Below are 23,653 nucleotides of genomic sequence, written 5' to 3' on the forward strand. Positions count from 1 at the left end.
CCTGTCCCCCGAAGCTCGGCGAAGTGCCGGGCCCGCCGCCGTGGAGCGGCGGACCCTGGGACTTCCGCTACGGCTTCTTCGCGGGCGGCGCGGCGGGTTTGGTGGGCGCCGCCTTCTTGCCGCCCTTCTTCTTGGACGCGGCCTCCACGTCATCCGGGCAGGGCGGGCGGGGGCCGTCGCTGGGCGGCTGGATGGTGAACTCGACGCGGCGGTTGAGGGCCATGCCCTCCTCCGTGGCGTTGTCGGCCACGGGCATGCTGCGCCCGAAGCCCTGCGAGCACACGCGCTCCGCGGCGACGCCGCTCTCGATGAGGAAGCGCTTCACGCTGGCGGCGCGGCGCTTGGACAGCTCCAGGTTGTACTGGTCGCTGGCGCGCGAGTCGGTGTGGCCCTCGATGAGGATGCGGTCCATCTTCGGGTTCTCCTCCATCACCCGCGCGACCTCCTCCAGCACGGGGTAGGACTCGGAGAGGATGACGTCCTGGTCGGTGGCGAAGTTCACCTGCTCCAGGATGACGATCTTGTTGCCCGACGTGCGCGCGAGCGGACAGCCGTCACGGCCGCGCTTGCCCTGCGGGACGTCCGGGCACTTGTCGATGCGGTCCACCACGCCGTCGGAGTCCGCGTCGGTGTCCGGGCAGCCGGCGTTCTCCACCGGGCCAAAGAGGTTGGGGCAGCGGTCGCGCTCGCCGATGACGCCGTCGTTGTCGGGGTCCACGGGCGGCGGGGGCGGCGGGGGCGGCTCCTTGAAGCGCTCGATGGCCTCCCACTCGCGCGTCTTGGCGGGCACCCAGATGATGGAGGTGAAGAAGCTCAGGTTCGGCGACGCCAGCGAGCAGCCGCAGCCCAGGCCGCCGCCGAAGGTGAAGGTGACGCCCAGCGAGCTGTACCAGCGCAAGCCGATGAGCAGCTCCGCGGGAATCTGCCGCTCCTGGCCGGGCGCCTTCTTGAGGCCGAACGCGCCGTTCACCATGCCCAGCGCGGTGATGCCGCTGCCGCGCAACAGGGGCACCTCCGTGCCCAGGCCGAACGGGGCCATGTCCCCCAGCTGCGTGCCGCTGAAGATGATGTCCGGCCGCTTCCAGAAGCCGCCGTTGAAGGCGAGGAGGATGCCGGACTTGAAGCGGTAGTCGAGCACCAGGCCCGGCGCCCAGGTGAGCTCGCCGTCGCCCGCGAAGGCCTCCTGCACGCCGGTGGGGAAGCTGACGTTGAGCGTGAGCGCGGCGCCCCAGCCGTGGCCCTCCGCGGAGCGGCGGAAGCCGGGGATGGCCACCTTGCCGGTGAGGCGCAGGTCGCCCAGGGCGAAGCTCTCCACGGGCCCTTCGGTGCCGATGACCTCCAGGTTCTGGCCGCCCTGCAGGAGCACCAGCGGCAGGTCCACGCCCACCTCGGCCCAGTCGAAGAGGCCGACGGTGGCCATGACGTCCAGCTGGAGCCGGTTGCCCACGAGGCTGATGGAGCCCAGGTCTCCGTCCTTGGGGACGAGGGAGAGCGGGTTGATGGAGTAGCTGAAGTAGGGCCCGGCGGCGACGGACAGGTGCGACAGGGGCCGGGACTGGGTGACCATCACCAGGTCCTGCGGCGCGCCGGACGGGCGGAAGACCTGGATGTTGAAGCGCGGATCCGGCGCGGCGTGGGCGGCGGTGGACAGCGCGAGGGCCAGCAGCAGCGGGAGGAGCGGCGTGCGGGAGGGCTTCATCGGACGCGGCGGGCGGAGCGCAGGAAGAGGAAGCCCAGGGCGAGGGTGACCAGCATGGCGGTGCTGCCGGTGGGGGTGTCCTCGGCGGTGGTACCGCAGCAGAAGGCCCCGCCCTGAGGCTCGGTGCCGGGCTTGCGGCGGCCGCGCTCGCACTGCTGGGTTTCGGCGGAGCAGAACTCGACGCCCAGGCAGTCGCCGCTGTCGGCGCAGGTTTCGAGGCAGGTGTTGGTGGTCAGGTCGCAGGTGCCGCCGCAGGGGCAGTGCGCGTCGGCGAAGCACTGGACGCACGCGGAGCCGTCGCACACGAGCCCTTCGGCGCACGTCACCGCGCAGGCGCCGGTGTTGGAGCAGGTGCGCGTGGTGGGGTCGCAGGTGCCGCTGCCGCAGTCGGAGTCGTTGACGCAGCCCACGCACACGCTGTTCTGCACGGTGCCGTCGGAGAGGCAGAACGGGGTGTCCTCGCCGCAGGAGTCGCAGCGCGGGCCGCAGCGCTTGTCGGTGGTGCAGGAGCTGCACTCACCGCTGACGCAGGTCTGGCCGTCGCCGCATTCCAGGTCGTTGCGGCACTGGACGCAGACCTCGCCGTCAAGACAGTAGGGGCGCTCGCCGGGGCACTTGGAGCAGCCGGGGCCGCAGCGGTCGGAGGTGTTGCACTCCGGGACGGCGTCGACGCAGGTGCCGTTCAGCGTGTCGCAGGTCTTGCCGTTGGAGCACTGGCTGTCGGTGGTGCACTCGACGCAGGAGGGCGGGGCGCCGGGGGTGGGCGCGGCGCACTGGGTGCCATTGGGGCAGCAGTTGCAGGAGTTGCCGGCGCAGGCGTCGTTGGTGTTGCAGGGCGTGCAGACGTGGTTGGAGCAGCTCTCACCCCGGTCGCATTGGGTGTCTTCGTTGCACTCGACGCAGGAGTTCGCGGTGAGGTCGCAGACCTGGCTGCCGGGGCACTCCGCGTCGGAGGTGCACTGGACGCAGGTGAAGTTCGGCTCGTCGCAGACCTGGCCGGAGCCGCAGTCGGAGTCGCGGACGCAGCCGGTGCAGACGTTGGTGGCGGTGTCACAGCGGCCGGTGGCGCAGTCGCTGTTCTGGGTGCACGCGACGCAGGTGAACTGACCGTTGACCTGGGCGCAGATGGGCGCGGTCGGTCCGCACGGCGAGCACGTGTCGCCGCACAGGAGGTTCGTGTCACAGGGTGCGCAGAGCGCAGCGGAGTTGCAGTAGTAGGACGGACCGCAACTGCCATTGCCGGGCTGATTGGCGAACTGACGGTTGCACTGGACGCACTGGTCCAGGTTCGCGGGGAACGACGGCCGGCCGGTCTCCGTCTGGAACAGCTGCGCAGGCTGGACCAGGGAGAAGCCCGCGGTGTTGAGCGGGACGACTGGAGGCTGGTTCGCGGGCCGGTCAAAGTCCGTGAAAGTCCCATCCAGGACGGCGAACTCCAGTGCCGCGTGCTCGACGATCTGCACGTAGAGCAGCTCGATGGGATACAGCCCGGACTGGGTGAAGGTGACCGAGTTGGTGGTGCGCCGTGTCGGCGCACCGATTTCCGGTGGCCGGATGACGATGCTGTAGCGGTTGTTGACCTTGTCGAACAGCACGAGGCTGATGGCGTCGTCGGCGTAGAAACCGAAGTGCAGGACGCGCCCGACCATGGCCTGGGTGACGTTCAGGTAGCCGCGGAAACGGGAGACAAATTTGATGCTCGGGTCGTTGTAATGGAAGGGGCAGCCACCCTGGGCACATCCTGAGACCACGTTGACGAAGTCGCCGTAGCTCAGCACGCGACCGTCATTCAGGTTGTTCGACAGGTCGAACGTGGAGCGCAGTACGGAGGTCATGCGCGTTGCGCTGTTCTCCTCCATGTATGCATTCAGGCTGTCCGTGTAGAGCGACTGGCTCGTCGGAAACTCATTCGCAGTGCGCGTCCACACGTTGGACGCCATGCAGAGCCCTGTACCGGTATCCGTGGGCGACGGCGCCGCGGGTGCCCCCGTCACCACCACATCCGGCAGCTTCTGCGCCACGGCGGGCGCGCTCGCGAGGCACACGGCGAGCAGGGACAGCGCGGCGTACGCGCGGACGGGGAGGGGAGCTGTGCGCAAAGCGCGCGCAGCCTTACAGATTAAGTTGACGTTCTCAACCTTCCGCCCACGTCCCGAGTCCCCGTGCACGAATGCGACCTCCAGGGTCCTCTGTCCCTCGGAGCCGCAATCAATCCGTGCAACATGCAAAACGGGAAACCGTCACCGTGCCGGAAGCGTCACACGCGACGGCACGCCACGTCCCCGTCCTGCGAGCGGATGAACGCCGCGGCGAGCTCGCTGCCCAGGGCCGCGCACAGCACCTCGTACGTCCGCCGCCGTGCTCCGCCGAAGAAGCCCGGCTGCCGGGTCAGCGTCTCCGGGTGACGCACGAAGACGTTGTACCCGAGGATGCACCCATCCGCGCGCAGCACGGTGATGCCGTCGGTGGCCATCATGCCGCGCAGGAGCTGCGCGGTCGCCCGCACCGCCGACGCCGCGCTGCCGTCCTGGGTCGCGTGGTGCCGGTCCAGCATCGCCACCACGTCCATGGGCCGGGGCAACAGGATGCCGTCCACGAACAGCGCCGAACCCGCGCGCTCCCGAGGCAGCACCGCCACCAGGGTGCCGTGCGAGGACTGCATCACCTCGAACAGCACCCGCCGGAAGAACCCACGCGCGTACTCGCGGCTGGAGGGCAGGACCTGTTCGGTCACCGCGCTGGCCAGCGTGTCCAGCACCACCGAGGGCGGCTCCAGGTCGATGCGCGCACCGGACAGGTACACGTGCCGGCACAGCCCGCCGCCGCCACGCAGCTCGAGGATGTTGTCCGCGAGCTGCAACATGCCCACCACACGCGCGCCCCGGTCCGGCGCGTGCCGCAGGCGCTCCAGCGGCGTCTCCGCCATGGGGAACGGATCCGTGCGGAAGATGCCGTAGGTGAGGCCCGCGGAGTCGCGCAGCAGGTACAGCGCCCACCAGCGTCCCTGCCCCAGCGGCGCGCACTGCTTGAGCGCCCGCTGGATGGTGGCGCGGTTGCGCGGCCCCGAGCCGAGCGGAATCGGGTCGTGCCCGCCCAGGAGCTCCATCATCGCCCCCAGGTCATCACCCAGGAACGCGGTGGGGAACAGCAGCGCGCCCTCCTCGCGGTAGCGCGACAGCGTCACCAGCAGCTCGCTGAGCGCGTCCGCCGTCTGCGGACACGTCATGTCCGCCTCGTCGAGGAACGCACTGACGGACTCGGTCAGCAGGTGACGAAACGACAGGATGAGAGGTGAACCCGACTCCGGGCCCGGACCGGTCATGGCGGACCCAGCATGACGCATCGGTGGCGGCGAGGCACGAAGTCTTGCCTCCCTCCCGGAGGCTGGGGCCTGTCGGGAACCGGGCGCCTACTCCGCCGCCCGCCGCGCGGTTTCCAGGGTGGTCGCGGTGCGCATCCAGCCCTCCGCCTGGGCATCCAGGTGGGACAGGAGGTCCGCGAAGAAGCGCGCCTCCATGGCCTGCGCCAGCGTGGCCCCGTGCGAGTCCGCCCACTTGCGCGTCACCGTCGCGCGCACCTGGGCGCCCAGCAGGTCCACGAAGCGCTCCAGCAGCGGCGTGGACAGCAGCGTCCCCGCCCACACCACCGCGTCATGCCCCAGCCCACCCGTGGCCACCGTCACCACCGCCGCCGCCCCGGATGGCACCGAGTACACCAGCGTGGTGAGCGCCTGGAGCAGCTCCTCGCGCATGCCGCCTTGCAGCTCGGTGCCCACCAACTGGCGGCAGAAGTCGTACAGCGTCGCCCGGTCCGCCGCGTGCGCGTGCAGCGCGTCCAGCTCCAGCGAAGCGTCCAGCCGGCCCAGCATCGCGGGCCCGAAGGCCTGCGCCAGTTTCTCCCGCGTCTCCGCGTCCCCGCGCCACGCGGCCACCTCCGGCGCGAAGGCGTCCACCAGCCGGCGCAGCCCGTCCTTCAGCGAGTCATCCACCGCCTGCGAGGGTAGCGCTTCATGGGGCCGGGGCCCGGTGAAGGACTCGCGCACCTTGCGGCTCACGAACGTGAGCGCCGTGGCCAGCCCCCGGAACGGCAGGCGCACGAACCGGTGGAAGGTGCTGCGCGCATCCAGTTCGTCGCGAAACGCATCCACCAGGACATCCGCGGGCACGGCCTTGAGCGCCGCCTGCGCACCAATGCCTTGCAGGTCATGCCGCAGCCGCTGCCTCAGCCGCTCCGGCTCGCGGGCCGCGCGGGTCGCCGCCCGGGCCACCGCGTCCAGCTCCGAGCGCGCATCCGACAGCGACGCCTCCAGCGCCCGCGCCTTCAGCTCGCGCGCATGCTCGGCCTGTCCCAGCAGCGCGGCGAGCGGTGGCCGTCCGTCCAGCGCCTGCGTGGCCAGCGGCTTCAGTCCCGCCTCCACGTCCGGCTGGTGCGGCGCCAGGTAGCGCGCGAGCGGCGGGTGGCCCACGTCCTGGGCCAGCTTGTCCAGGTGGCCGCGCGCCACGTCCTCGCGCGTGGCCTCGTTGTAGACGAGCAGGTACGGCTTGCCGTGGCCCACCGCCGCGCGCAGGAAGTCCACCAGCGCCGCGTTCTGGTACGTCTGCCGGCTCACCACGAACACCAGCACGTCCACCGTGACGAGCAGCGCCTCGGCCCGCTCGCGGTTGTCGCGGTACACGCTGTCGAAGTCCGGCGTGTCCATCACCAGCAGCCCGCGCGGCACCGCGTCCGACAGCACCAGGTACAGCCGGCCCGCGGGCCCGGCCTCGTCCACGGGCGCCACCGTCCCGTTGGCCACCGGGACGATGTCGTAGCGCTGGGTGAGCACGTCCTTCAGCGCTCCGGTCCACGTCTCCGGGTTCGCCGCGGCCAGGCACTGCTTGGTGAGGCCGCCCTCGGGGCGCGCGGGGGACAGGGACGCCTTCGCCAGCGCGTTGAAGAGCGTGGACTTCCCGACGTTGTTGGGCCCGGCGATGGCCACCAGGAGCAGCGGAACGTCGTCGGCGCCGGAGCCCAGGCGGGGCAGCAGGTCGCGGCGCAGGCGTTCGGCCAGGCGGCGGGCCAGGTCGGCGTCGGCGCCGTCGGGGAAGCGCTCGGAGGCGGGCAGGGCGTCCAGGGCGGACGCGAGGGCGGTGCGCAGGGCGCGAGGGTCCTTCATGGGCATAGGGGCCACGCGCAAGACAGCACGCACGCCGCGCGGTGCCCAGACAAGTGTGCGCACACTGTCCACCGAGGACACCCCTCGGGAGGCGCGATAGGGTGCGCCGCATGCGCTCCCTCCTCGCCTGCCTGCTTCTGTCGGGGTCCATCGCCTGCACGGCCACGCACGCCAACGCGCCCGCGCCCGCCGAGGCCCACGCCGAAGGCCCTCTGCCCTTCATCCCGGATGACTACGCCCGCGCGCTCGCGGACGCGAAGGCGAAGGGCGTGCCCCTGTTCGTCGACACCTGGGCGCCGTGGTGTCACACGTGCCGCTCCATGCGCGCGTATGTCTTCACGGACAAGGCGCTGGCGAAGCACGCGGACCGCTTCGTGTGGCTGGAGCTCAACACCGACCTGACCCAGAACGCGACGTTCCAGGAGAAGTACCCGGTGGAGTTCTGGCCCACCTTCTTCATCATCGACCCGCGCGAGGAGAAGGCCCTGCTGCGCTTCGCCGGCAGCGCGACGGTGCCGCAGTTGGAGCGCCTCTTCGAGGACGGCGAGCGCGCCTATCAGGGCGGTGCCACCGGCGCGGACGCGCTGCTCGCCCGGGGTGACGCCCTCTACGGGGAGCGCAAGCCCGCGGAGGCCGCCGAGGCCCTGACGCTCGCGCTCGCGGAGGCCCCCGCCGACTGGTCCCGCCGGGGCCGCGCGCTGGAGTCGCTGCTGATGGCGCAGTACGGGGCGAAGCAGTACGTGCCCTGCGCGCAGAAGGCGGTGGCGGAGCTGCCGGGGGTGCCGCGCTCGCTCAACCTGGCCAACAGCGTCCTCAACGGCCTCACCTGCGCGCTGGCCATCCCCGAGGGCACGCCCGAGGCCGCGGACCTGCGCCACACGCTGGAGGCGAAGGCGCGCGACGTGCTGGCGCCGCCCGCCATCGACATGGAGGCGGATGACCGCTCCGGCCTGTACGAGGTGCTGGTGGAGGCGCGCAAGCAGGACCAGGACACTGCGGGCGCGAAGCAGGTGGCGCAGGAGTGGCTGACGTTCCTGGAGGGCGAGGCCGCGAAGGCGCCGAACCCCGAGGCGCGCACGGTGTTCGACTCGCACCGCATGCTCGCGGCGATGACGCTGGAGCAGCCGCAGCGGGCCATCCCCGCGCTGGAGCAGAGCGAGAAGGACCTGCCCCAGGACTACAACCCGCCCGCGCGGCTCGCGACGCTGTACCGCCTGTCGGGCCGGCTCGACGACGCGCTCGCCGCGAACGACCGGGCCCTGGCGCGGGTGCAGGGAGCGCGGCGGCTGTCCGTGCTCTCCGGCCGCGCGGACATCCAGGTCGCGCGCAAGGACACCGCGGGCGCGGTGAAGACGCTGGAGGAGGCGCTGACCTTCGCGAAGACGCTGCCCGCCGCGCAGGTGTCCCCGCGTCAGGTGGAGTCGCTGGAGAAGAAGCTCGCCGGGCTCAAGTCGCCGGCCGCTGCTCCAGGCGCGGCGCCGTAGCAGGCCCATCACCCTCGCGTGTGCTCCGGATGCGGCACACGCGAGGAGTCGTCACGGGACCCGCGGCACCGCGCGACGGGCGTCCAGGTCGAACAGCTCGAAGTCCTCCGCGCGTCCCTCGCGCATGGCGCCATCCGTGAAGACCATCACCGCTTCACCCGGGCCCGTCATTGGCGGCGGTCCGTGCGCGTAGTCCACGCGCGTCCCATCCGTCACCAGGTGGCGCAGCACGCCATCCCGCGCGGGGCCCGGCACCCCCACCAGCTCCCGCACCCGCTTGTCTCGCGTGTGGCCCACCACCTGGGACAACCCCAGCGGCAAGCGCCGGGGATCGAACCTGCGCCGGGGCGTCCCCCGCACGCGCTCCGCATCCTCCGCGGCCAGGCTGGGCCGCTGGTAGAAGATGCCCACTCCCTCGCCATCCTTCGCATTGCCCGGATGGTGCAACCCCGGCAGCACGAGCGGCCCGCTCTTCCACGCCTCCACCGCCCGGTCCATCACCCCGTTGAGCGCCTCCGCCACCGCGCGCGCGTCCGCCCACCGCCCAGGCTCGAGCCCCACGACCTCCAGGTCCTCGCGCGTGACGCCCGCGTGCAGCACCAGCAGCGAATCCCCGGCCGCATGCGCGACGCGGAACCTCCGTGCGCGCAGCAGGTGCTCCACCCACGCGCGCTGCTCCTCGGTCCAGGTGCTGAAGTCCCGCGCCGCCAGCTCCGCGCTCGGCAACCCGGGCCAGCGCTGGAGGAAGGCCCGCTCCGCCGCCGCGTCGGTGTCATCCCCCGCGTAGACCCGGTCCGCGTCCACCTGCGCGGCGCGGAAGGTCGCATCGGTGAAGTCCGCCAGCTCTCCCACGCGCCCCAGGTCGTGGTTGCCCAGGAGCAGCACCGCTTGATCCGCCGGATGGGACGCGAGCCACGCCACCCACCGCAGCGCGCTCCGGGCCACGCGCTCGCGGTCGGCCGCGGGACCCCAGTCGAAGTGGTCGCCCACGGACACCAGGCACACGTCCGGGCGCAGCCCTCCATCCCCATCCAGCAACCCGTGCAGCGAGAGGATGGACAGCACCCGGTCGAAGTCCGCCTGCGGGTCCCCCATCGCCACGTGCAGCGTGCGGCGCTGGCCATCCGTCGCGACCGCGTGCGGCCCCTCCGCCACCGCCGCGTCGGCGCGAGCCAGCGCCTTCCTCAAGAGCGCGTCATCCATCCCTCCATCCTAGTCACGCCGGGGGCGGTGCCCACGGCGCATCAGGACTGGAAGAAGCGGGAGATGAGCGCGGAGCGGCTCTCCACCTGCGCCTTGTTCAGGAGGTGCGTGACGTGCACCTCCACCGTGCGCTCGGCGCAGCCCAGGTGCAGGGCGATGGCCTTGTTCGTCTCCCCCTGCACCACGTGCTCCAGCACCTGCGCCTCGCGCGCGGTGAGCCCCCAGCGCTGGGTCAGCACCGGCAGGCGCGACGTCGGCTCCATCGGGGGGCCGGGGTCCAGCACCAGGTAGTGGTCCGGCAGCCCCTGCGTGCGCAGCGGGCCGGAGGAGAACAGTGGCCCCGTGCCCGGCGGGCTCCGCAGACACTCGCGCACCTGCGCCGCCAGCGCCTGCGAGTCCTGCTCCCACCGCGCCTGCCCCGCCTTGTTGGCGTGCATCACCCGGCCGCTGAACGTGACGACCCACGCGGGCCGCCCCAGCACCTCCAGCGCCGCGCCCAGGGCCGGGCCCAGCAGGCCCGCCTCGCGCAGCCGCCGGTCCATGGCCATGCGCCGCTGGATGGCGGGCGTCAGCGCCTGGAGCAGCCGCTGCTCCCGCTCCGTGAAGGGCTCGGACCGGAAGGCGCCCACCCAGCCCAGCATCATGTCGCCTTCGCACACCAGCACCCGCAGCTGCGCCAGGTGCTCCAATCCCAGACGCCGGTACAGGTTCGAGGCGTTCCCGGCCAGCTGCGCCCGCGCGTGCTCCCACTCGGCCTCGCTCAGCCCCAGCCGCTCCCACAGCGGCCCCTCGCCCTCGCCGGTGATGGGCAGGGCCCGCAGGGGCTCCGGCATGCCCAGCGGTGAGAAGCGCATCGCCCGGTTGCGCTGGGCCAGCGGCGGACGCGCGGGATCGAAATAGCCGAACCGGCTCCCCGCCGGTGGCAGGGCCGCGTCGAAGGCCTCCGAAAGGGCCGAGGACGGCTGCGGGAAGCCCGCGCCGTACACGAAGGCCGTGTGATAGCGGTCCGGGCCCACATCCACGCCGTAGGCCGCCGTCCGCTCCGCGCGCAGGGCGCCACGGAGCGCGGTGAGGACCGCCGGCAGTGCCTCGGAGCCGGGCTCCAGCCCCTCCAGCAGGCCCTCCAGCTCCTGCAAGAGGCGTTGGTCCTCGGAAATCAAATCAATCACGATTTGCTTACTATAGCGGCTGGGGCCAATTGGAAGACTTGTGAGGTCGGGAGTGGAATCAATGCTTCTTCCGCCTGTCCAGGTGGGAAGTGATTCCCTGCCCCCCGGGTCGTCTGAGACTCGCGTGATTTCCTCAATAGAAATGACTTTCGGCTGACGGCACCATGGCGTTCCGTGCCCTTCCGGGGGGGTGGGCCGACCCAGGAGTCGAAGAATCCGTGTGTGCGCGCGCCGGGCGTTCCCCCAGGAATGTCCGGCGCGCTGCCCCTTTTCCGGCGCCTCCTCCCCGCCCTGTCCACCACCCTACGAGCCTGGTGACACCAGGCCCTGGACACGATGGCGCGCGGAGATGATGACCTTCTGCCGTGGAGCCCGCGCCCGGAGGTCCTGACATGTCGCGTGATTACGCCTGGTACGCCCGGGCCCTGGAGGGGCGGCGGCTGCCGCTGGCCTTCGCGGACGTGGACCTCCTGGACGAGAACGCGGCGGCGCTGCTGCGGCGCGCGGGGGGCCTGCCCGTGCGGGTGGCCACGAAGTCGGTGCGGTGCGTGGCGCTGCTGCGGCGCGTGCTCGACGGGCATCCCGGCTTCCAGGGCCTCATGTGCTTCAGCGCCGACGAGGCCGTGCGCCTGCGCGAGCGCGGCTTTACCGACCTGCTCATGGGCTACCCCGTCGTGGATGCCGAGGCCCTGGCGGAGCTGTGCCGGCCGCCAGCGCCCGTGACGCTGATGGTGGACTCGGCCGAGCACGTGGCGCTCGCGGCCCGGGCGGCCCGGGGGCAGGGGACGCGCGCCCCGCTGTGCCTGGACGTGGACCTGTCCGTGGACCTGCCGGGCCTGCGCTTCGGGGTGCACCGCTCGCCGGTGCGCTCGCCGGAGGACGCGCTGGCGGTGGCGAAGCGCATCGCGGCGGAAGGGGACGCCGTGTTCCTCGCGGGCGTCATGGGCTACGAGGCGCAGCTCGCGGGCGTGCCGGACGCCGCCGCGCACGCGGGGGCGAAGAACGTGGTCATCCGCGCGCTCAAGCGGGCCTCCGTGGGCCGCGTGCACGCGCGCAGGCAGGCGGTGGTGGCCGCGCTGAAGGAAGCGGGCTTCGCGCCACGCTTCGTGAACGGCGGCGGCACGGGCAGCCTGGAGTCCACGCGCGAGGACGCGAGCGTCACCGAGCTGACCGCGGGCAGCGGCCTGTACTCGCCCGCGCTCTTCGACGGCTATCGCGGCTTCCACCACCAGCCCGCGGTGGCGTTCGCCATCCCCGTCACGCGGCGCCCGGGGCCGGGCCTCTTCACGCTCCAGGGCGGCGGCTACGTGGCCTCTGGCTCGGCGGGCGTGGACAAGCTGCCGGTGCCCTACCTGCCCGAGGGCGCGAAGCTCCTCCCGCTGGAAGGCGCGGGCGAGGTGCAGACGCCCATCGCCTACACGGGCCCGGTGCCGCTGCCCCTGGGCGCGCCGGTGTTCTTCCGGCACGCGAAGGCGGGCGAGGTGTGCGAACACTTCCGCACGCTGCTGCTCATCTCCGGGGGCCGCGTCGTGGAGGAGGTTCCAACCTACCGGGGCGAATGGGGGTGACGGCATGACGAGCGGGGTGAAGGTGAAGACCTGGCGCAACTGGTCCGGCGCGGTGGTGGCCCATCCGTCGAGCTTCCTCCAGCCGGAGTCCGTGGACGCGCTGAAGGCCGCGCTCCGCGACGCCAGCGCCCGGGCGGGCACCGTGCGCGTGGTGGGCAGCGGCCACTCGTTCCCGCCCCTGTGCGCGACGGACGAGACCATGGTGTCGCTCGAAGCGCTGCACGGCCTGGAGTCCGTGGACGCCGCCGCGCGCGAGGCCGTGGTGTGGGCGGGCACGAACCTGCGCGAGCTGGGAACGCTGCTCGCGTCGCACGGGCTCGCGATGGAGAACCTGGGCGACATCAACAAGCAGTCGCTGGGCGGCGCGCTGGGCACGGGCACGCACGGGACGGGCGTGGGGCTGGGCATCCTCTCCACGCAGGCGGCGGCGATGACGCTCGTCACGGCGAGCGGGGACGAGGTGACGTGCTCGGAGGACGCGTCGCCGGAGCTGCTCCAGGCCGCGCGCGTGTCGCTGGGCGCGCTGGGCGTGGTGACGCGGGTGCGGCTGCGGCTCCTGCCCGCGTACCGGCTGCGGCTGACGCGGCGGAACCTGGGGCTGGAGGAGTGCCTCGCGGGGCTGGAGGAAGCGCGCGCGCGCCACCGGCACTACGAGTTCTTCTGGTTCCCGCACTCCGACCGGGTGATGACGAAGGCGATGGACCTCACGGACGAGCCCCCGCACGGGGTGGGCGTGGGGCGCTGGCTCAACGAGATGGTGATGGAGAACGCGGTGTTTGGCGCGGTGAGCCGCGCGTGCCGGCTGCGGCCCGCCCTGTGCGCCCCCGTGAGCCGGCTGTCCGCGAAGCTGGCGTCGGAGGGCGTGCTGGCGGGGCAGAGCCACACCCTGTTCGCCACGCCGCGCCTCGTGCGCTTCCAGGAGATGGAATACGGCGTCCCGGTGGAGCGCGGGCCGGACTGCCTGCGCGAGCTGGCTGAATACATCACGCGCCAGCAACTGCCCGTGCACTTCCCGGTGGAGTACCGCTTCGTGCGCGGCGACGACGTGTTCCTCAGTCCGGCGCACGGCGGGGACCGCGCGTTCATCGCGGTGCATCAATACCGGGGCATGCCGTTGGAGCCCTACTTCTCGGGCGCGGAGGCCATCTTCCGCAACCACGGGGGCCGGCCGCACTGGGGCAAGCTGCACACGCAGACGGCGGCGACGCTGAAACATCTGTATCCCCGCTGGGACGACTTCCAGCGCGTGCGCGAGCAACTGGACCCGGAGGGGCGCTTCCTCAATCCCTATCTGAGACGTCTCTTCCTGGAGGAGGGCGCGAAGTCCGCGACGCACCCCCGGGCCTGATTTTTCGCGTCGTATCGCGTCAGACGATCCACCAACCGCCCGAAAATGCACAATCCAGGGCCCGGCATGCGGTTGGCTAGGGCATGGGTAGGCGGTTGGCGCCAGGCCCGGTGGCGCCCTTTCGAGGGGGATGGATGCGGACGAAGTCTTCATGGAAGCGCGTGGTGACGGCGTCGATGCTGGTGCTCGCCGTGGGGTGCCGCACGCCCTCCGCGGGGTTGAGGGCCGCGGGGGCGTCGGACTCGGGCAACTCCAGCCAGGGCGACTCCAGCCAGTCGGACTCCGGCAACTCCAGCCAGGGTGACTCCAGCCAGGGCGACTCCAGCAAGTCGGATTCGGGCAACTCCAGCGGTGGGGATTCCAGCCGGTCGGGCTCCAACGGCTCCAGCGACGAAGGCTCCAGCGAGTCGGGCTCGGGTGAATCCAGCGACTCGGACTCGGGCAACTCCAGCCATGGGGATTCGAGCAAGTCGGACTCGGGTGGCTCCTCCGGCTCCAGCGACCACAGCTCGGAAGAGGGCTCCAGTCACTCCGGCTCCAGTGAGCACAGCTCCGAGTCCAGCGAGCACAGCAACTCGGGCTCCAGCGAGTCGAACCAGGTGGACCAGGGCGACGACTCGCGCACGCGCAGCGAGAGCAGCAACGGCCGCGAGAATCAACTCCTGTCCACGGCCACGGTGGCGCTGACGGTGATGGGCCTGGGCATCATCATCTGGCAGTCGTACGAGCGCGCCGCGCGGCGCAAGGGCAAGCAACCCTCGCCGAAGGAAGTGGGGCACGCGGCCCAGGTGTACCTGCGCGCCCGCACGCACCAGCTGCGAGAGGACCTGGCGCTGGGCGCGGGCCCGACGGTGGACGACCTGGCGCAGGCGGCGCGCATCCGTCGCGAGAACCTGGACGTCTTCGGCAAGCTCTTGCGGACGCACCGCAAGGAGCTGCTGATGATGGCGGATGCGAAGCAGCTCACGCCCGAGCGCGCCCGCGCATGGCTGGAGCGCGTGGGCGAACTGGCGCGCACCGAGCCGCGACTCGAGGAGGACCGGCAGGCCTTCCTCCTGGACCAGGAAGGAGCGACCCAGGCGGCCGAGGCCCTCCAGTGAGGCCCCGCACAGCCTGGCTGGGATGGCTCACGGTGCTGCTGTTGCCCGTGAGTGCGCAGGCGCGTGAGCAGGCCCTGCAAGATCCTCCGTCCGAAGGAGCCCCGGGCCACCTCGCGGTGCCCGCGTTCCTGGACGGGGCGTTCATGGACGTCGCCCTGGCCTCACGGGTCGCGGGACTGGAGGCCACGGCGGGCATCGTCCTGCGCGGCGACGCGGCGCGGGATGCCGCGCTGGTCTCGGACGTGGAGGCGGGCCTCGCCGCCCTGCCTCCCGCGATGCGCCGTCCGCCAGGGGGCCGGTTGGAGCTCGTGCTCCACCCGGAGCCCGCGCCCCTGGGCCTCGGTGACGGCACGAAGGCGCGCCCCGACTGGTCGGAGCAGCGCGAGCAGTTCCACCTCTATCGCTATGCCCCTTCCGAGGAGCGCCGGGCCACGCTGCGCCTGTCGCGCCTCACCGACACGGAGGCCGAACACCTGTGGCGCCGCCGCGCCGTGGTGCACGCCGTGATGCAGCGCTGGGACGACGCGCGCGGCTGGAGCAAGAGTCCCCAGTGGCGCAGGCTGGACGGGTGGCTGCTCCCCTTCGAGCGCCCCCTCACGTGGAAGGAGTCCGCGAGCATCACCTACGCGGGCGCCTTCAGCCGCGCCCGGGGCCAGGCCAGCGCCTCGCTGGACCTCGTCACGTTCGCGGAGGAGCTGTTCGTCCCCGTGGAGTCCCTGCGCCCGGACGCGTTGCCCGAGGATGATCAGGTCCGCTGCCAGGAACTCTCCAAGACGCGAGCCATGTCCGGGTTCCTCACGGAAGCGCGCCTGGGCACCCTGCCCGCGAGGGGCGGCTGCCCGGCCTTCGACGCCTGGGCGGAGGCGGATGCGCTCTCCCACCTGGAGGTCCTGCTCGTCGCGGCCACGGGCCGGCAACCCCAGTCCCTCTTCGGCCACCTCCTCCTGCGCCCGGTCTGGCGCGAAGGCGCCACGGTGCAGGGCCCCGGCTTCGAGCGCGTCGTGCAGCTGGTGGCCCTCACCGGCATGGAGGAGAAGGGCCTGGGCTACCTGATGAAGGGAATGACGGGCGGCTACAGCACCGTCTTCCTCACGGGCACCCTGGGCGACATCACCCACGAATCGCTGGAGCTGGAGCAGCGCACCATCCGCCGCTTCCGGCTGAACCTCACGCCCGGCGAATCGCAGCGCATGCTGGAGCGCATCTGGGAGCTCGAGCGTCGCGGCTACCTGGGCTACTACTTCTTCACCGACAACTGCGCCGCCGCGCTCCTCTTCCTCCTTAATGGCTCGCTGGAGAACGGCCGCCACGTGAGCGCCCCCGGCACGCTGTGGGTCCTGCCCACCGCCACGCTGGACACGCTGGCGAAGACGAACGTCGTGGACGCGAGCGGGCGCGCGGTGCCGCTCCTGGAGCACGTCCCGGACGCCTTCGAGTCCACGGGAGACCGCGCCCGGCGCGCGCTCGTGGAGCAGGAGCGGCTGCTCACGAAGCTGGCGGCCCTGCTTCCATCCAGCGCGCTCGCGCCCCTGCACCTCGTGCACCGCCGCCTCCAATCCCCGGAGCCCGACGTCCGCCGTCAGGCCTACGAGCAGTTGCCTCGCGCCGTGACGACCGCGCTCGACGCGGCTTCCCAAGCAGCGCGCGCCGAAGCCCGTGATGCCCTGCACGCCTACGTGGCGCACGCGGTGCGGGTGGAGCGCGCGGCGGTGGACCAGGCTGAAGCGGAGAAGCTCGCCATCGACCGCGAGCGCCTCATCGCCCTCGACCTGAAGGGGGAGGGGGGCGCCGCCCAGGGCGTCAAGGAGCGGCAGCTCCTCTTCGAGCGCGAGGACGCCATGCAGCGCAAGCTCGCGGTGCTGGACCGCACGGCCCTGCTCCAGCAGGCCCTGGACACCGCCACCAAGCGCCTGCCCACGCCGGACGAGCTCAAGACCCTGGTCCGCGCCGAGCACACCGAAGCCGCCTTCGCCGCCGCCACCGAGGCGCAGGGCACCCTCAACGACGGACCGCTCGCGGACGTGGATCCGCGCGCCTTCCTCGCGAAGGACCACCAACGGAAGACGGAGGCGGAGGCCACCTGGGCCCGGGGCGCGCTGCGCGAATCCGGCGCGGCCCGCACGGTGGTGAGCGGCGGCGTGGACTTCCCGGAGGTGGGCGCCGCGCGGCCTGTGGTGAGCCTGCGCACCTCCGCGATGAACGAGACGCTGGGCGATGCGCGCCTGCACGGCTTCCAGTCCAGCAGCGAGCTGCGCGTGCTGGACGGAGAGCTGTCGGTGGAGCCCCGCTGGGGCGTGCCGCGCATCCTCGGCTCGCGCCTGACGCTGGTGGGCTACCGCACGCTGATGCCGGAGCTGCCCCAGCAGCAGCGGTCGTTCTCCGACTCGCTGGGCTGGGGCGCGGAGGCGAGGATGTCCACGGACATCGACCGCCCGTTGCCCTACCGCGCGTCGGTGGAGGCGGAGGCGCTGGGCGTCGTGGCGGCCTCGGAGCGCTTCGACACCTTCCTCGCGGTGGGGCTGGGCGCCCAGGCCACGATGGCCTGGAGCCCCTTTGAAACAGTCCCGACCGTCGGGCCCCGTCTGTCATTGTCCCAGCGCACGGCCCTGCCCGGTCCGGGCAACAGCGCGCTGCGGTTGGATGCCACGTACGTGCCGGCGTGGCGCGCGGGCATCACGCCGGGCTTCACGCACGAAGCGGACGCGACGCTCCAGGTGGAGTGGTACCTGGGGCGCATCGCCCGCTGGAGCGTGCTGCTCACTCCCCGCGCACAGGTCCACTGGGAGGGGACACTTGCGTCGTGGGCAGGTCCCGGGAGAAGTCTCGCGAGCCTTCCGGAAGGACGGGCGCGACATCGCCTTGCGCTAGGAGTGGAGCTCCGCTGACGCGCGGCGCGAGGACGGCGCGCACATCGCCGCTGAACATCGGGCGGCTGGAGGCCCCGGCGAGGGCGCCGATGAACAGGCCGATGGCGTGCAGCATCGTCCAGTTCAGCCAGCCCATTCCGTAGAAGACGCGCACGGAGCCCACGCTGAAGACGTTGAAGAACACGTAGAGCGTGGCGGGCACCGCCACCGCGGCGACGAGCGCGGCGGCCAGGGCGCGGCGGGGACGCCCCGCGTGGAAGCCGCCGAACGTGCCCGCCAGCAGGCCGTTGAACAACGGGATGAAGAACGTGACGGCGCTGATGAGCACCATGGTCAGCACGCTCACGTCGAACCGGTTGTGCTTCCACACGACGCGGCTCTCCTCCACGCGCGCGTCGAGCGGGAGGTCCGAGTAGGCGATCTGCTCATCCCTCAGGTGAAGGCGGCGTGCCGAATCGGTGAAGTGAGCCGAGCCCTCCGTATAGGTCTCATCCATGGAGCGTTGACCTCCGTGCGGGCGGGGGAAGGACGGTGCCCGGACACACCTTGGGAGATGGTGCCGGAAGGGGGCGGGTGGAAGGGCTGACGGCTCCACCGGTCCCTGAGGAGGAGGGCGCACGCCGTGCCTGCCCGCCGGGAATTTCCGCGACCCGGCGTGGGACGGATGCCGTACGCCGGGGCCGTGACGCACGGGAGACTTGGCGTCTGGTGGCTGGCGGCTATGCTGCCGCGCCTCCGCCGTACCGCTTCCCAGCCTGGATGGATTCCATGAGCCTTCGCCGCAACCTGCTGACCGTCGCCCTCCTCTCCACCACGCTGCTGTCCGCTTGCGCGCTGCGCCCGCGCTACAACGACATCGTCCAGGCGAACGGCACCACCGCGCTCCAGGAGAACCAGCTCGTGGTGCTGCGCGTGACGGACGCCGCCACGGGCAAGCCGGTGAAGGGCGCCAAGGTGCTCGGCGGCGAGTACCGCAACCACCTCAACGCGACCAGCGACGAGAACGGTGAGGTCTCCCTCCAGCTCGACCCGGGCCTGGTGAAGGAGAACCCGCTGGTGGAGGTCGTGCTGCCCAAGGGCGTGCGCCGCTACAAGCTCCAGGTGGTCCCCTCCGGCCAGGCCCCCGCCCCCGAGGGCGAGCCCATCAACGCCCCCGCCGCGGCGCCGTCCGCGACGCCGGAGCCGTCCACCACGCCCGCGACGCCCGCGACGCCGTCGGAGACCACGGTCCCGGCGAGCCCCGACACGACGACGAAGTAGGTCCGGCCGTCAGGTGAACCAGCGGATCAGGCGCCTGCCCTGCAAGCGCCTGAACGCGCCCAACCGCCGCTGGAAGTCCCCGCCGATGGTGACGAAGCGCACGCCACAGCGTCCCCGCGTGCGCTCCCCGGCGGAGCGGCGGGCCCACATGACCTGGGCCTGGAACGGCACTTCCTCGTCCCCCAGCAGCAGCGCGCCCTCCAGGAGATCGCCCGCCTTCATCGGCTGGAGCATCTCCGCGCAGAAGCCGCCCTCCGACACATCCCGCGTGTAGAGCGGCAGCATGCCGCGCAGACGGACGGCCAGGCGATGCTCGAAACGAGGCACGGCTCGGGGCAGGTGCATGGTCCAGATTCTGACGGATTCCGTCTCGGCAGTAAAATTGCGCCAATAGAAAGCGGCCAGGCGAGCGGACCCACCGTGCAAAGCCCGGGAAACGTTGAGAAATCTCCTGGGAGGAGGGAGCGGCCCATGTCGAAGGCATTCACCAAGGAAGACGGGGGCGGCGACGAGGGGCTCACCCCCGCGCGTCCCCGGTCGGCGTCGGCGGAGCAGCGCTACATCACGCCGGAGGGCTACCGCGCGCTCCAGGAGGAGCTGCTGGAGCTGCAGGGTCCCGCGCCCCGGGACTGGCCGGAGCTGGAAGCAGGCGTGCGCAAGCGCGAGCGGGAGCGCCGCGCGCGGGAGCTCACCGCCATCCTGGAGGACGTGCGCGTGGTGGTGCCGGATCCATCGCAGGCGGGCCGCGTCTTCTTCGGCGCGTGGGTGGTGCTGGAGGACGAGGAAGGCAGCCAGATGCGCTACCGCATCGTCGGCCCGGATGAGGCGGACGTGAAGGCGGGGCGGCTGAGCGTGGAGTCCCCGCTGGCGCGCGCGCTCCTGGGCAAGGAGGCCGGCGAGGTCGTGCAGGTGGAGCGCCCCCGCGGCCCGGTGGAGTACGAGCTCCTCGCGGTGGAGTACGCGGAGTCCGAAGCCAGCGCCGCCGCGCCGTAGCGCGCCGCTCAGCGCTTCGTGGCGATGACGGTGACGAGCCGGCCGAAGGGCTCCGGCATGTCGCCCTCGCGCACCTCCACGTCGAACCCCGCCGCCTCCAGCAGGACGCGCGCGCGGGGCACGAGGAACGTCAGGTAGTACATGACGAACGGCGGCTTCCAGAGCGCGTTGCGCACGCGCATGGCGGCGTTGAAGCCCTTCGCCACCCAGTAGCCGGGGTTCAGCGCGGACGGCGGCTGGCCGGTGACGAAGACGAAGCGGCCCCCCGGCTTCAGCGCCCGCGCGATGCCCGCGACGAGGCGTGGCTCGTCCTCCTCCAGGATGTGCCCGAAGGCGCCGAAGCTGGTGACCAGGTCGAACGCCGCGTCGAAGGGCAGCGACAGCGCGTCCCCGCGCACGAACTCGAGCGCCGCGGTGCCCGGCGCATCCGCGAGCCTTTGCCTCGCTTCGTCCAGCATGCCCTGGCTCAGGTCGAACCCGACGACGCGCTCGCGGCACAGCGGGCGCAGCACGCGCATCGCGGCGCCCGTGCCGCAGCACACGTCCAGCGCGCTGCCCACGCCGTCTGCATGCGCGAGCGCGGCCTTGAGCACCGGATCCGGCGTGCGGAACGGCGTGTGCTCGAACTTGGGCGCGAGCAGGTCGTAGCCCTGCTCGACGGAGGTGAGGGCCTGCCGTGCAAGTTCGCGGAAGGTGGGGCCGTCGCGGTGGAACATGGGATGAGGTGTACCCACATCTCCCCGCCCCTGCCACCGGGGTTCAGGGCGACCCGACGGGATTTGAATGTTCCGGCGGGGGCCCCGTCAGTCAGGACAAGCAACTCGGACGGAGGATGGAAGACATGGCTTTCAAGCTCGGACTCGCGACCCTGGCCTTCGGTGCACTGCTGCTCGGTTCCTCCACGTCGATGGCGGCGGACTGGCGCGGCCCGACGCAGGCGGATGCGCGCTGGGGCGGCCACGAGCAGCGCGGTGGCTGGGAAGCGCCGCGGGACCAGGCGTTCCGCTACGTGGATGACGACGCGAAGACGCGCCGCTTCATGGGCTGCCGCGGCCCGAACTGCAACTACGGCCCCATGCCCCGCCCGGTGGACTCGCGCGGCCGCTACGAGCTGCAGACGGTGGAGCGCTGGGTGCCGGAGCGCTACGAGCAGGTCTGGGTCCCCGAGCAGTGCGTGTCCCGCGGCCGCCGCGGCCGCCACGTGCGCTGCACGCCGGGCTACTACGACCAGCGCTATGTGCCGGGCGGCTACCAGGCGGTGACGGAGTGGGTCTGGGTGCCGTACGTCGGGCGCCGCTGGCAGACGGTGGTCTACTACCCGTAGCGAGGACGTGAGGGACTGACGGACGGACGACGCAAGGGGAAGCAGGGGACACGCGGGGCGGTGCCTGGAGAGGGGGTTCTCCGGGTGTCGCCCCGCGGTGTTTTTTCGCGGGCGGGCCTGTTAGTCAGGGCCCGCATATGGGGACCGCATTCATCACGGGCGCGGGCGTGCGCGTTGGAAGCGCGGTGGCTCGCGCGCTGGGCCGCGCCGGCTACGACCTGGCGCTTCACGCGAACCGCTCCATGGAGCCGCTGGAGGTATTGGCGGAAGAGCTGCGCGCGCTGGGCCGCGACGTCGCGCTGTACAGCGGAGACCTCTCCGACGCGCAGGCGGTGGACGCGCTGGGCGCCCGGGTCCGCGAGGCGCACCCCGCGCTGGACGTGGTGGTCCACAACGCGGGGCTCTACGAGCGGGTGGACTTCGCCGCCGTGACGCGTGAGCAGTACCGCCGCATGCTCGCGGTGAACGTGGACGCGCCCTTCTTCCTCACGCAGGCGCTCCTGCCGTCGCTGCGCGCGGGGAAGGACCCGCTGGTGGTGCACCTCACGGACATCGGTGGGGAGCGGGCGGTGAGCCACTACGCGCACTATTCGGTGAGCAAGGCGGGGCTCGTGATGCTGACGCGCGCGCTGGCGGTGGAGCTGGCGCCGCACGTGCGCGTCAACGCCATCTCGCCGGGCGTGGTGGCCTTCCCGGAGCACTTCGACGAAGCCGCGCGCCAGGAGGTGCTCCAGCGCGTGCCCATGGGCCGCGAGGGCAGGGTGGAGGACGTGGCGCGCACGGTGGTGTTCCTCGCGCGCGAGGCGCCGTATCTCACCGGGCAGGTCATCGCCCTGGACGGCGGAAGGAGCGCGCAGCTGTGAGCCAGGAACCCGTGTGGATCCACCCGGTGGTGAACGACGCGCAGGGCCGCCCGCTGGACGTGATGGAGCTGCGCGGGCTCACGGTGGACGTCATCGTGGGCGTCTACAACCGCGAGCGCGTGACGCCGCAGCCGCTGCGCCTGGACGTGGCGCTCTTCCTGGACGCGCGCCAGGCGGCGGTGGGCGGGAGGCTGGCGAACACGGTGCACTACGGACGGCTGGCCGGGGAGCTGCGCTTCCTCCTGGATGCGTGCCGCTTCGAGCTGCTGGAGTCCGCGGCGGAGGCGGTGTGCCGCTACCTGCTGGCGCCGCCCACGGACGCCGCGCCGCACGCGCACCTGTACGCGGCCACGGTGCGGGTCACCAAGCCGGAGGCGCTGACGGGGTGGGCCATCCCGTCGCTCCAGGTGCACCGGACCTCCGAGGAGATGGTGTACCGGACGGAGGCGAAGGCCTTCGGCCACGTGGACGTCATCCACGAGGGGGCGACCTACGGCGTGTACCGGCTGCGGGTGGCGCCGGGCAGGGGCATCCCTCCGCGGGCGGACGGGCACACGGAGGGCATGGAGCTGGTGCTGGGCGCGGGGATGCTGCTCCAGGGGCAGCCGGTGGGGCGGGGGCTGGCGTTCAGCGGGCCGGGCGTCTTCGGGCACCGCTACGACAACCCGACGGCCACGGAGCAGACGGTGCTGGGCGTGTACCGCCCGCGCCTGGTGCTGTCGGAGCAGGAGGCCGCCGGGAGCGCCGCGCCCGTGGGGCCGGGCACGCTGTACTACCTGCCCGAGTAGACCCCGGGCGGCCAAGCGACGGGGACGGGAGGGTGTGCTAGCTCTAGGGGCGCCTCGCTCTCGAAGGACGCATCGGATGAACCTGGACCGGCGGATTCAGCTTTTCGTGGTGCTCGCGGGGCTGTTCTTCACCTCGCTGGTGGTGGGCGACATCATCGGGGTGAAGCTGTTCGAGGTTCACCTGGGCCCGGTGGTGGCGGTGATGTCGGTGGGCATGTTGCCGTTCCCGGTGACGTTCCTGCTGACGGACATCCTCAACGAGTTCTATGGCAAGAAGGTCGCGCGGTTCGTGACGTGGGTGGGCTTCTTCATGGCCATCTTCACGTTCGTCATCATCGCGCTGGCGGGCCAGGTCCCGTGGGCGCCGATGACGGAGGCGAAGGACTACAGCGGGACGGTGGCGGCGTCGTTCAACAACGTGTTCGGCGGCTCGCAGCGCATCCTGATGGCGTCGATGGCGGCGTACCTGGTGGCCCAGTTCCTGGACATCTCGGTCTTCAACCTGCTCAAGCGGGTGACGAACAACCGGATGCTGTGGCTGCGGGCCACGGGCTCCACGGTGGTGTCGCAGTTCATCGACACGGTGGTGGTGCAGTTCATCGCCTGGACGGGCGTGCTGCCCCGGGACGTCATCTTCCGGATCATCTTCACCTCGTACGCGGTGAAGCTGCTGGTGGCCATCGGCCTGACGCCGCTCGTCTACCTGGGGCACGCGCTGGTGGAGCGCAAGCTGGGCATCGCCCCCGTGGTCCTGGGCGAAGACGGTGAGCCGGTGAACCTCTCGCCTGGCGGCACCGAGCCCCCGCCCGCCGCCACGGCCTGAAGGGTGTCT

Annotated in this window: 19 protein-coding genes; 11 read left to right on the forward strand and 8 right to left on the reverse strand. The window is 71.9% G+C overall.

Annotated elements, in window-relative coordinates:
* Nucleotides 1-67: 67 nt before the first annotated feature.
* The 4 genes from traB to AABA78_RS10230 form a co-directional block, all read right to left on the reverse strand.
* Entirely contained in the window at nt 68-1,699 is a 1,632-nt protein-coding gene (gene traB, locus AABA78_RS10215) for an outer membrane exchange protein TraB (protein WP_338262784.1), read from the reverse strand.
* Nucleotides 1,696-3,798 carry an outer membrane exchange protein TraA gene (traA, locus tag AABA78_RS10220; RefSeq protein ID WP_338262786.1) on the reverse strand — a complete coding sequence of 701 codons (2,103 nt, stop codon included), beginning with the start codon at nt 3,796-3,798 and terminating at the stop codon, nt 1,696-1,698. The genes traB and traA overlap by 4 nt, the downstream gene beginning before the upstream one ends.
* Nucleotides 3,799-3,956: 158 nt before the next feature.
* Complete coding sequence (locus AABA78_RS10225) at nt 3,957-5,021, reverse strand: hypothetical protein (protein WP_171413797.1); 1,065 nt, start codon at nt 5,019-5,021, stop codon at nt 3,957-3,959.
* Nucleotides 5,022-5,108: 87 nt separating this feature from the next.
* On the reverse strand, nt 5,109-6,854 hold the full coding sequence (locus AABA78_RS10230) for a GTPase (RefSeq protein WP_338262788.1): 1,746 nt from the start codon (nt 6,852-6,854) through the stop codon (nt 5,109-5,111).
* Nucleotides 6,855-6,964: 110 nt separating this feature from the next.
* Here AABA78_RS10230 and AABA78_RS10235 point away from each other — a divergent pair, with 110 nt between their 5' ends.
* Complete coding sequence (locus tag AABA78_RS10235) at nt 6,965-8,338, forward strand: thioredoxin family protein (protein WP_338262789.1); 1,374 nt, start codon at nt 6,965-6,967, stop codon at nt 8,336-8,338.
* A gap of 51 nt (nt 8,339-8,389) precedes the next feature.
* Here AABA78_RS10235 and AABA78_RS10240 read toward each other — a convergent pair whose 3' ends face one another.
* Nucleotides 8,390-9,541 (reverse strand): metallophosphoesterase, encoded by a 1,152-nt coding sequence (locus tag AABA78_RS10240; RefSeq protein ID WP_338262790.1) that lies wholly within the window; start codon nt 9,539-9,541, stop codon nt 8,390-8,392.
* A gap of 41 nt (nt 9,542-9,582) precedes the next feature.
* Nucleotides 9,583-10,710 carry a helix-turn-helix transcriptional regulator gene (locus AABA78_RS10245; RefSeq protein ID WP_338262791.1) on the reverse strand — a complete coding sequence of 376 codons (1,128 nt, stop codon included), beginning with the start codon at nt 10,708-10,710 and terminating at the stop codon, nt 9,583-9,585.
* A 392-nt stretch (nt 10,711-11,102) separates the two neighbouring features.
* Between AABA78_RS10245 and AABA78_RS10250 the strand changes: the two genes are divergently transcribed.
* The 5 genes from AABA78_RS10250 (at nt 11,103) to AABA78_RS10270 (ending at nt 18,853) form a co-directional block, all read left to right on the forward strand.
* Nucleotides 11,103-12,278 (forward strand): amino acid deaminase/aldolase, encoded by a 1,176-nt coding sequence (locus AABA78_RS10250; protein ID WP_338262792.1) that lies wholly within the window; start codon nt 11,103-11,105, stop codon nt 12,276-12,278.
* 4 nt (nt 12,279-12,282) lie between these two features.
* On the forward strand, nt 12,283-13,626 hold the full coding sequence (locus tag AABA78_RS10255) for a D-arabinono-1,4-lactone oxidase (protein ID WP_171413792.1): 1,344 nt from the start codon (nt 12,283-12,285) through the stop codon (nt 13,624-13,626).
* Nucleotides 13,627-13,760: 134 nt separating this feature from the next.
* Nucleotides 13,761-14,726 carry a hypothetical protein gene (locus AABA78_RS10260; protein WP_338262793.1) on the forward strand — a complete coding sequence of 322 codons (966 nt, stop codon included), beginning with the start codon at nt 13,761-13,763 and terminating at the stop codon, nt 14,724-14,726.
* On the forward strand, nt 14,723-17,611 hold the full coding sequence (locus AABA78_RS10265; protein ID WP_338262794.1) for a lipoprotein N-acyltransferase Lnb domain-containing protein: 2,889 nt from the start codon (nt 14,723-14,725) through the stop codon (nt 17,609-17,611). The genes AABA78_RS10260 and AABA78_RS10265 overlap by 4 nt, the downstream gene beginning before the upstream one ends.
* A gap of 750 nt (nt 17,612-18,361) precedes the next feature.
* On the forward strand, nt 18,362-18,853 hold the full coding sequence (locus AABA78_RS10270; protein ID WP_338262795.1) for a hypothetical protein: 492 nt from the start codon (nt 18,362-18,364) through the stop codon (nt 18,851-18,853).
* A 9-nt stretch (nt 18,854-18,862) separates the two neighbouring features.
* Here the strand turns inward: AABA78_RS10270 and AABA78_RS10275 are convergent, their stop codons facing one another.
* Entirely contained in the window at nt 18,863-19,198 is a 336-nt protein-coding gene (locus tag AABA78_RS10275) for a PilZ domain-containing protein (RefSeq protein ID WP_120526972.1), read from the reverse strand.
* A gap of 126 nt (nt 19,199-19,324) precedes the next feature.
* On the opposite strand from AABA78_RS10275, the gene AABA78_RS10280 reads away from it, so the two are divergent.
* Complete coding sequence (locus tag AABA78_RS10280) at nt 19,325-19,846, forward strand: GreA/GreB family elongation factor (RefSeq protein WP_338262796.1); 522 nt, start codon at nt 19,325-19,327, stop codon at nt 19,844-19,846.
* Nucleotides 19,847-19,854: 8 nt separating this feature from the next.
* Here AABA78_RS10280 and AABA78_RS10285 read toward each other — a convergent pair whose 3' ends face one another.
* A complete protein-coding gene (locus tag AABA78_RS10285) occupies nt 19,855-20,562 on the reverse strand; it encodes a methyltransferase domain-containing protein (protein ID WP_338262797.1) in 708 nt (235 codons plus the stop codon).
* Nucleotides 20,563-20,687: 125 nt separating this feature from the next.
* On the opposite strand from AABA78_RS10285, the gene AABA78_RS10290 reads away from it, so the two are divergent.
* The 4 genes from AABA78_RS10290 to AABA78_RS10305 all read left to right on the forward strand — a co-directional run bounded on the left by AABA78_RS10290 (nt 20,688) and on the right by AABA78_RS10305 (nt 23,644).
* Nucleotides 20,688-21,170: a hypothetical protein gene (locus AABA78_RS10290; protein ID WP_338262798.1), complete on the forward strand. Its 483-nt coding sequence runs from the start codon at nt 20,688-20,690 to the stop codon at nt 21,168-21,170.
* A 137-nt stretch (nt 21,171-21,307) separates the two neighbouring features.
* On the forward strand, nt 21,308-22,033 hold the full coding sequence (locus AABA78_RS10295; protein ID WP_338262799.1) for an SDR family oxidoreductase: 726 nt from the start codon (nt 21,308-21,310) through the stop codon (nt 22,031-22,033).
* Entirely contained in the window at nt 22,030-22,821 is a 792-nt protein-coding gene (locus tag AABA78_RS10300) for a dihydroneopterin aldolase (RefSeq protein WP_338262800.1), read from the forward strand. The genes AABA78_RS10295 and AABA78_RS10300 overlap by 4 nt, the downstream gene beginning before the upstream one ends.
* Nucleotides 22,822-22,897: 76 nt before the next feature.
* Nucleotides 22,898-23,644 carry a queuosine precursor transporter gene (locus AABA78_RS10305; protein WP_338262801.1) on the forward strand — a complete coding sequence of 249 codons (747 nt, stop codon included), beginning with the start codon at nt 22,898-22,900 and terminating at the stop codon, nt 23,642-23,644.
* Nucleotides 23,645-23,653 lie beyond the last annotated feature (9 nt).

Source organism: Corallococcus caeni (genome assembly GCF_036245865.1).
In the GTDB taxonomy this organism is placed as follows: domain Bacteria; phylum Myxococcota; class Myxococcia; order Myxococcales; family Myxococcaceae; genus Corallococcus; species Corallococcus caeni.

Excerpts from the sequence above, each read along its gene's own strand:
- AABA78_RS10235 (WP_338262789.1), top strand. The coding sequence starts at position 6,965 with ATGCGCTCCCTCCTCGCCTGCCTGCTTCTGTCGGGGTCCATCGCCTGC.
- AABA78_RS10255 (WP_171413792.1), top strand. The coding sequence starts at position 12,283 with ATGACGAGCGGGGTGAAGGTGAAGACCTGGCGCAACTGGTCCGGCGCG.
- traB (WP_338262784.1), bottom strand. The coding sequence starts at position 1,699 with ATGAAGCCCTCCCGCACGCCGCTCCTCCCGCTGCTGCTGGCCCTCGCG.
- AABA78_RS10305 (WP_338262801.1), top strand. The coding sequence starts at position 22,898 with ATGAACCTGGACCGGCGGATTCAGCTTTTCGTGGTGCTCGCGGGGCTG.
- AABA78_RS10250 (WP_338262792.1), top strand. The coding sequence starts at position 11,103 with ATGTCGCGTGATTACGCCTGGTACGCCCGGGCCCTGGAGGGGCGGCGG.
- AABA78_RS10225 (WP_171413797.1), bottom strand. The coding sequence starts at position 5,021 with ATGACCGGTCCGGGCCCGGAGTCGGGTTCACCTCTCATCCTGTCGTTT.
- AABA78_RS10230 (WP_338262788.1), bottom strand. The coding sequence starts at position 6,854 with ATGAAGGACCCTCGCGCCCTGCGCACCGCCCTCGCGTCCGCCCTGGAC.
- AABA78_RS10280 (WP_338262796.1), top strand. The coding sequence starts at position 19,325 with ATGTCGAAGGCATTCACCAAGGAAGACGGGGGCGGCGACGAGGGGCTC.
- AABA78_RS10295 (WP_338262799.1), top strand. The coding sequence starts at position 21,308 with ATGGGGACCGCATTCATCACGGGCGCGGGCGTGCGCGTTGGAAGCGCG.
- AABA78_RS10260 (WP_338262793.1), top strand. The coding sequence starts at position 13,761 with ATGCGGACGAAGTCTTCATGGAAGCGCGTGGTGACGGCGTCGATGCTG.
- AABA78_RS10290 (WP_338262798.1), top strand. The coding sequence starts at position 20,688 with ATGGCTTTCAAGCTCGGACTCGCGACCCTGGCCTTCGGTGCACTGCTG.
- AABA78_RS10285 (WP_338262797.1), bottom strand. The coding sequence starts at position 20,562 with ATGTTCCACCGCGACGGCCCCACCTTCCGCGAACTTGCACGGCAGGCC.
- AABA78_RS10275 (WP_120526972.1), bottom strand. The coding sequence starts at position 19,198 with ATGCACCTGCCCCGAGCCGTGCCTCGTTTCGAGCATCGCCTGGCCGTC.
- AABA78_RS10240 (WP_338262790.1), bottom strand. The coding sequence starts at position 9,541 with ATGGATGACGCGCTCTTGAGGAAGGCGCTGGCTCGCGCCGACGCGGCG.
- AABA78_RS10270 (WP_338262795.1), top strand. The coding sequence starts at position 18,362 with ATGAGCCTTCGCCGCAACCTGCTGACCGTCGCCCTCCTCTCCACCACG.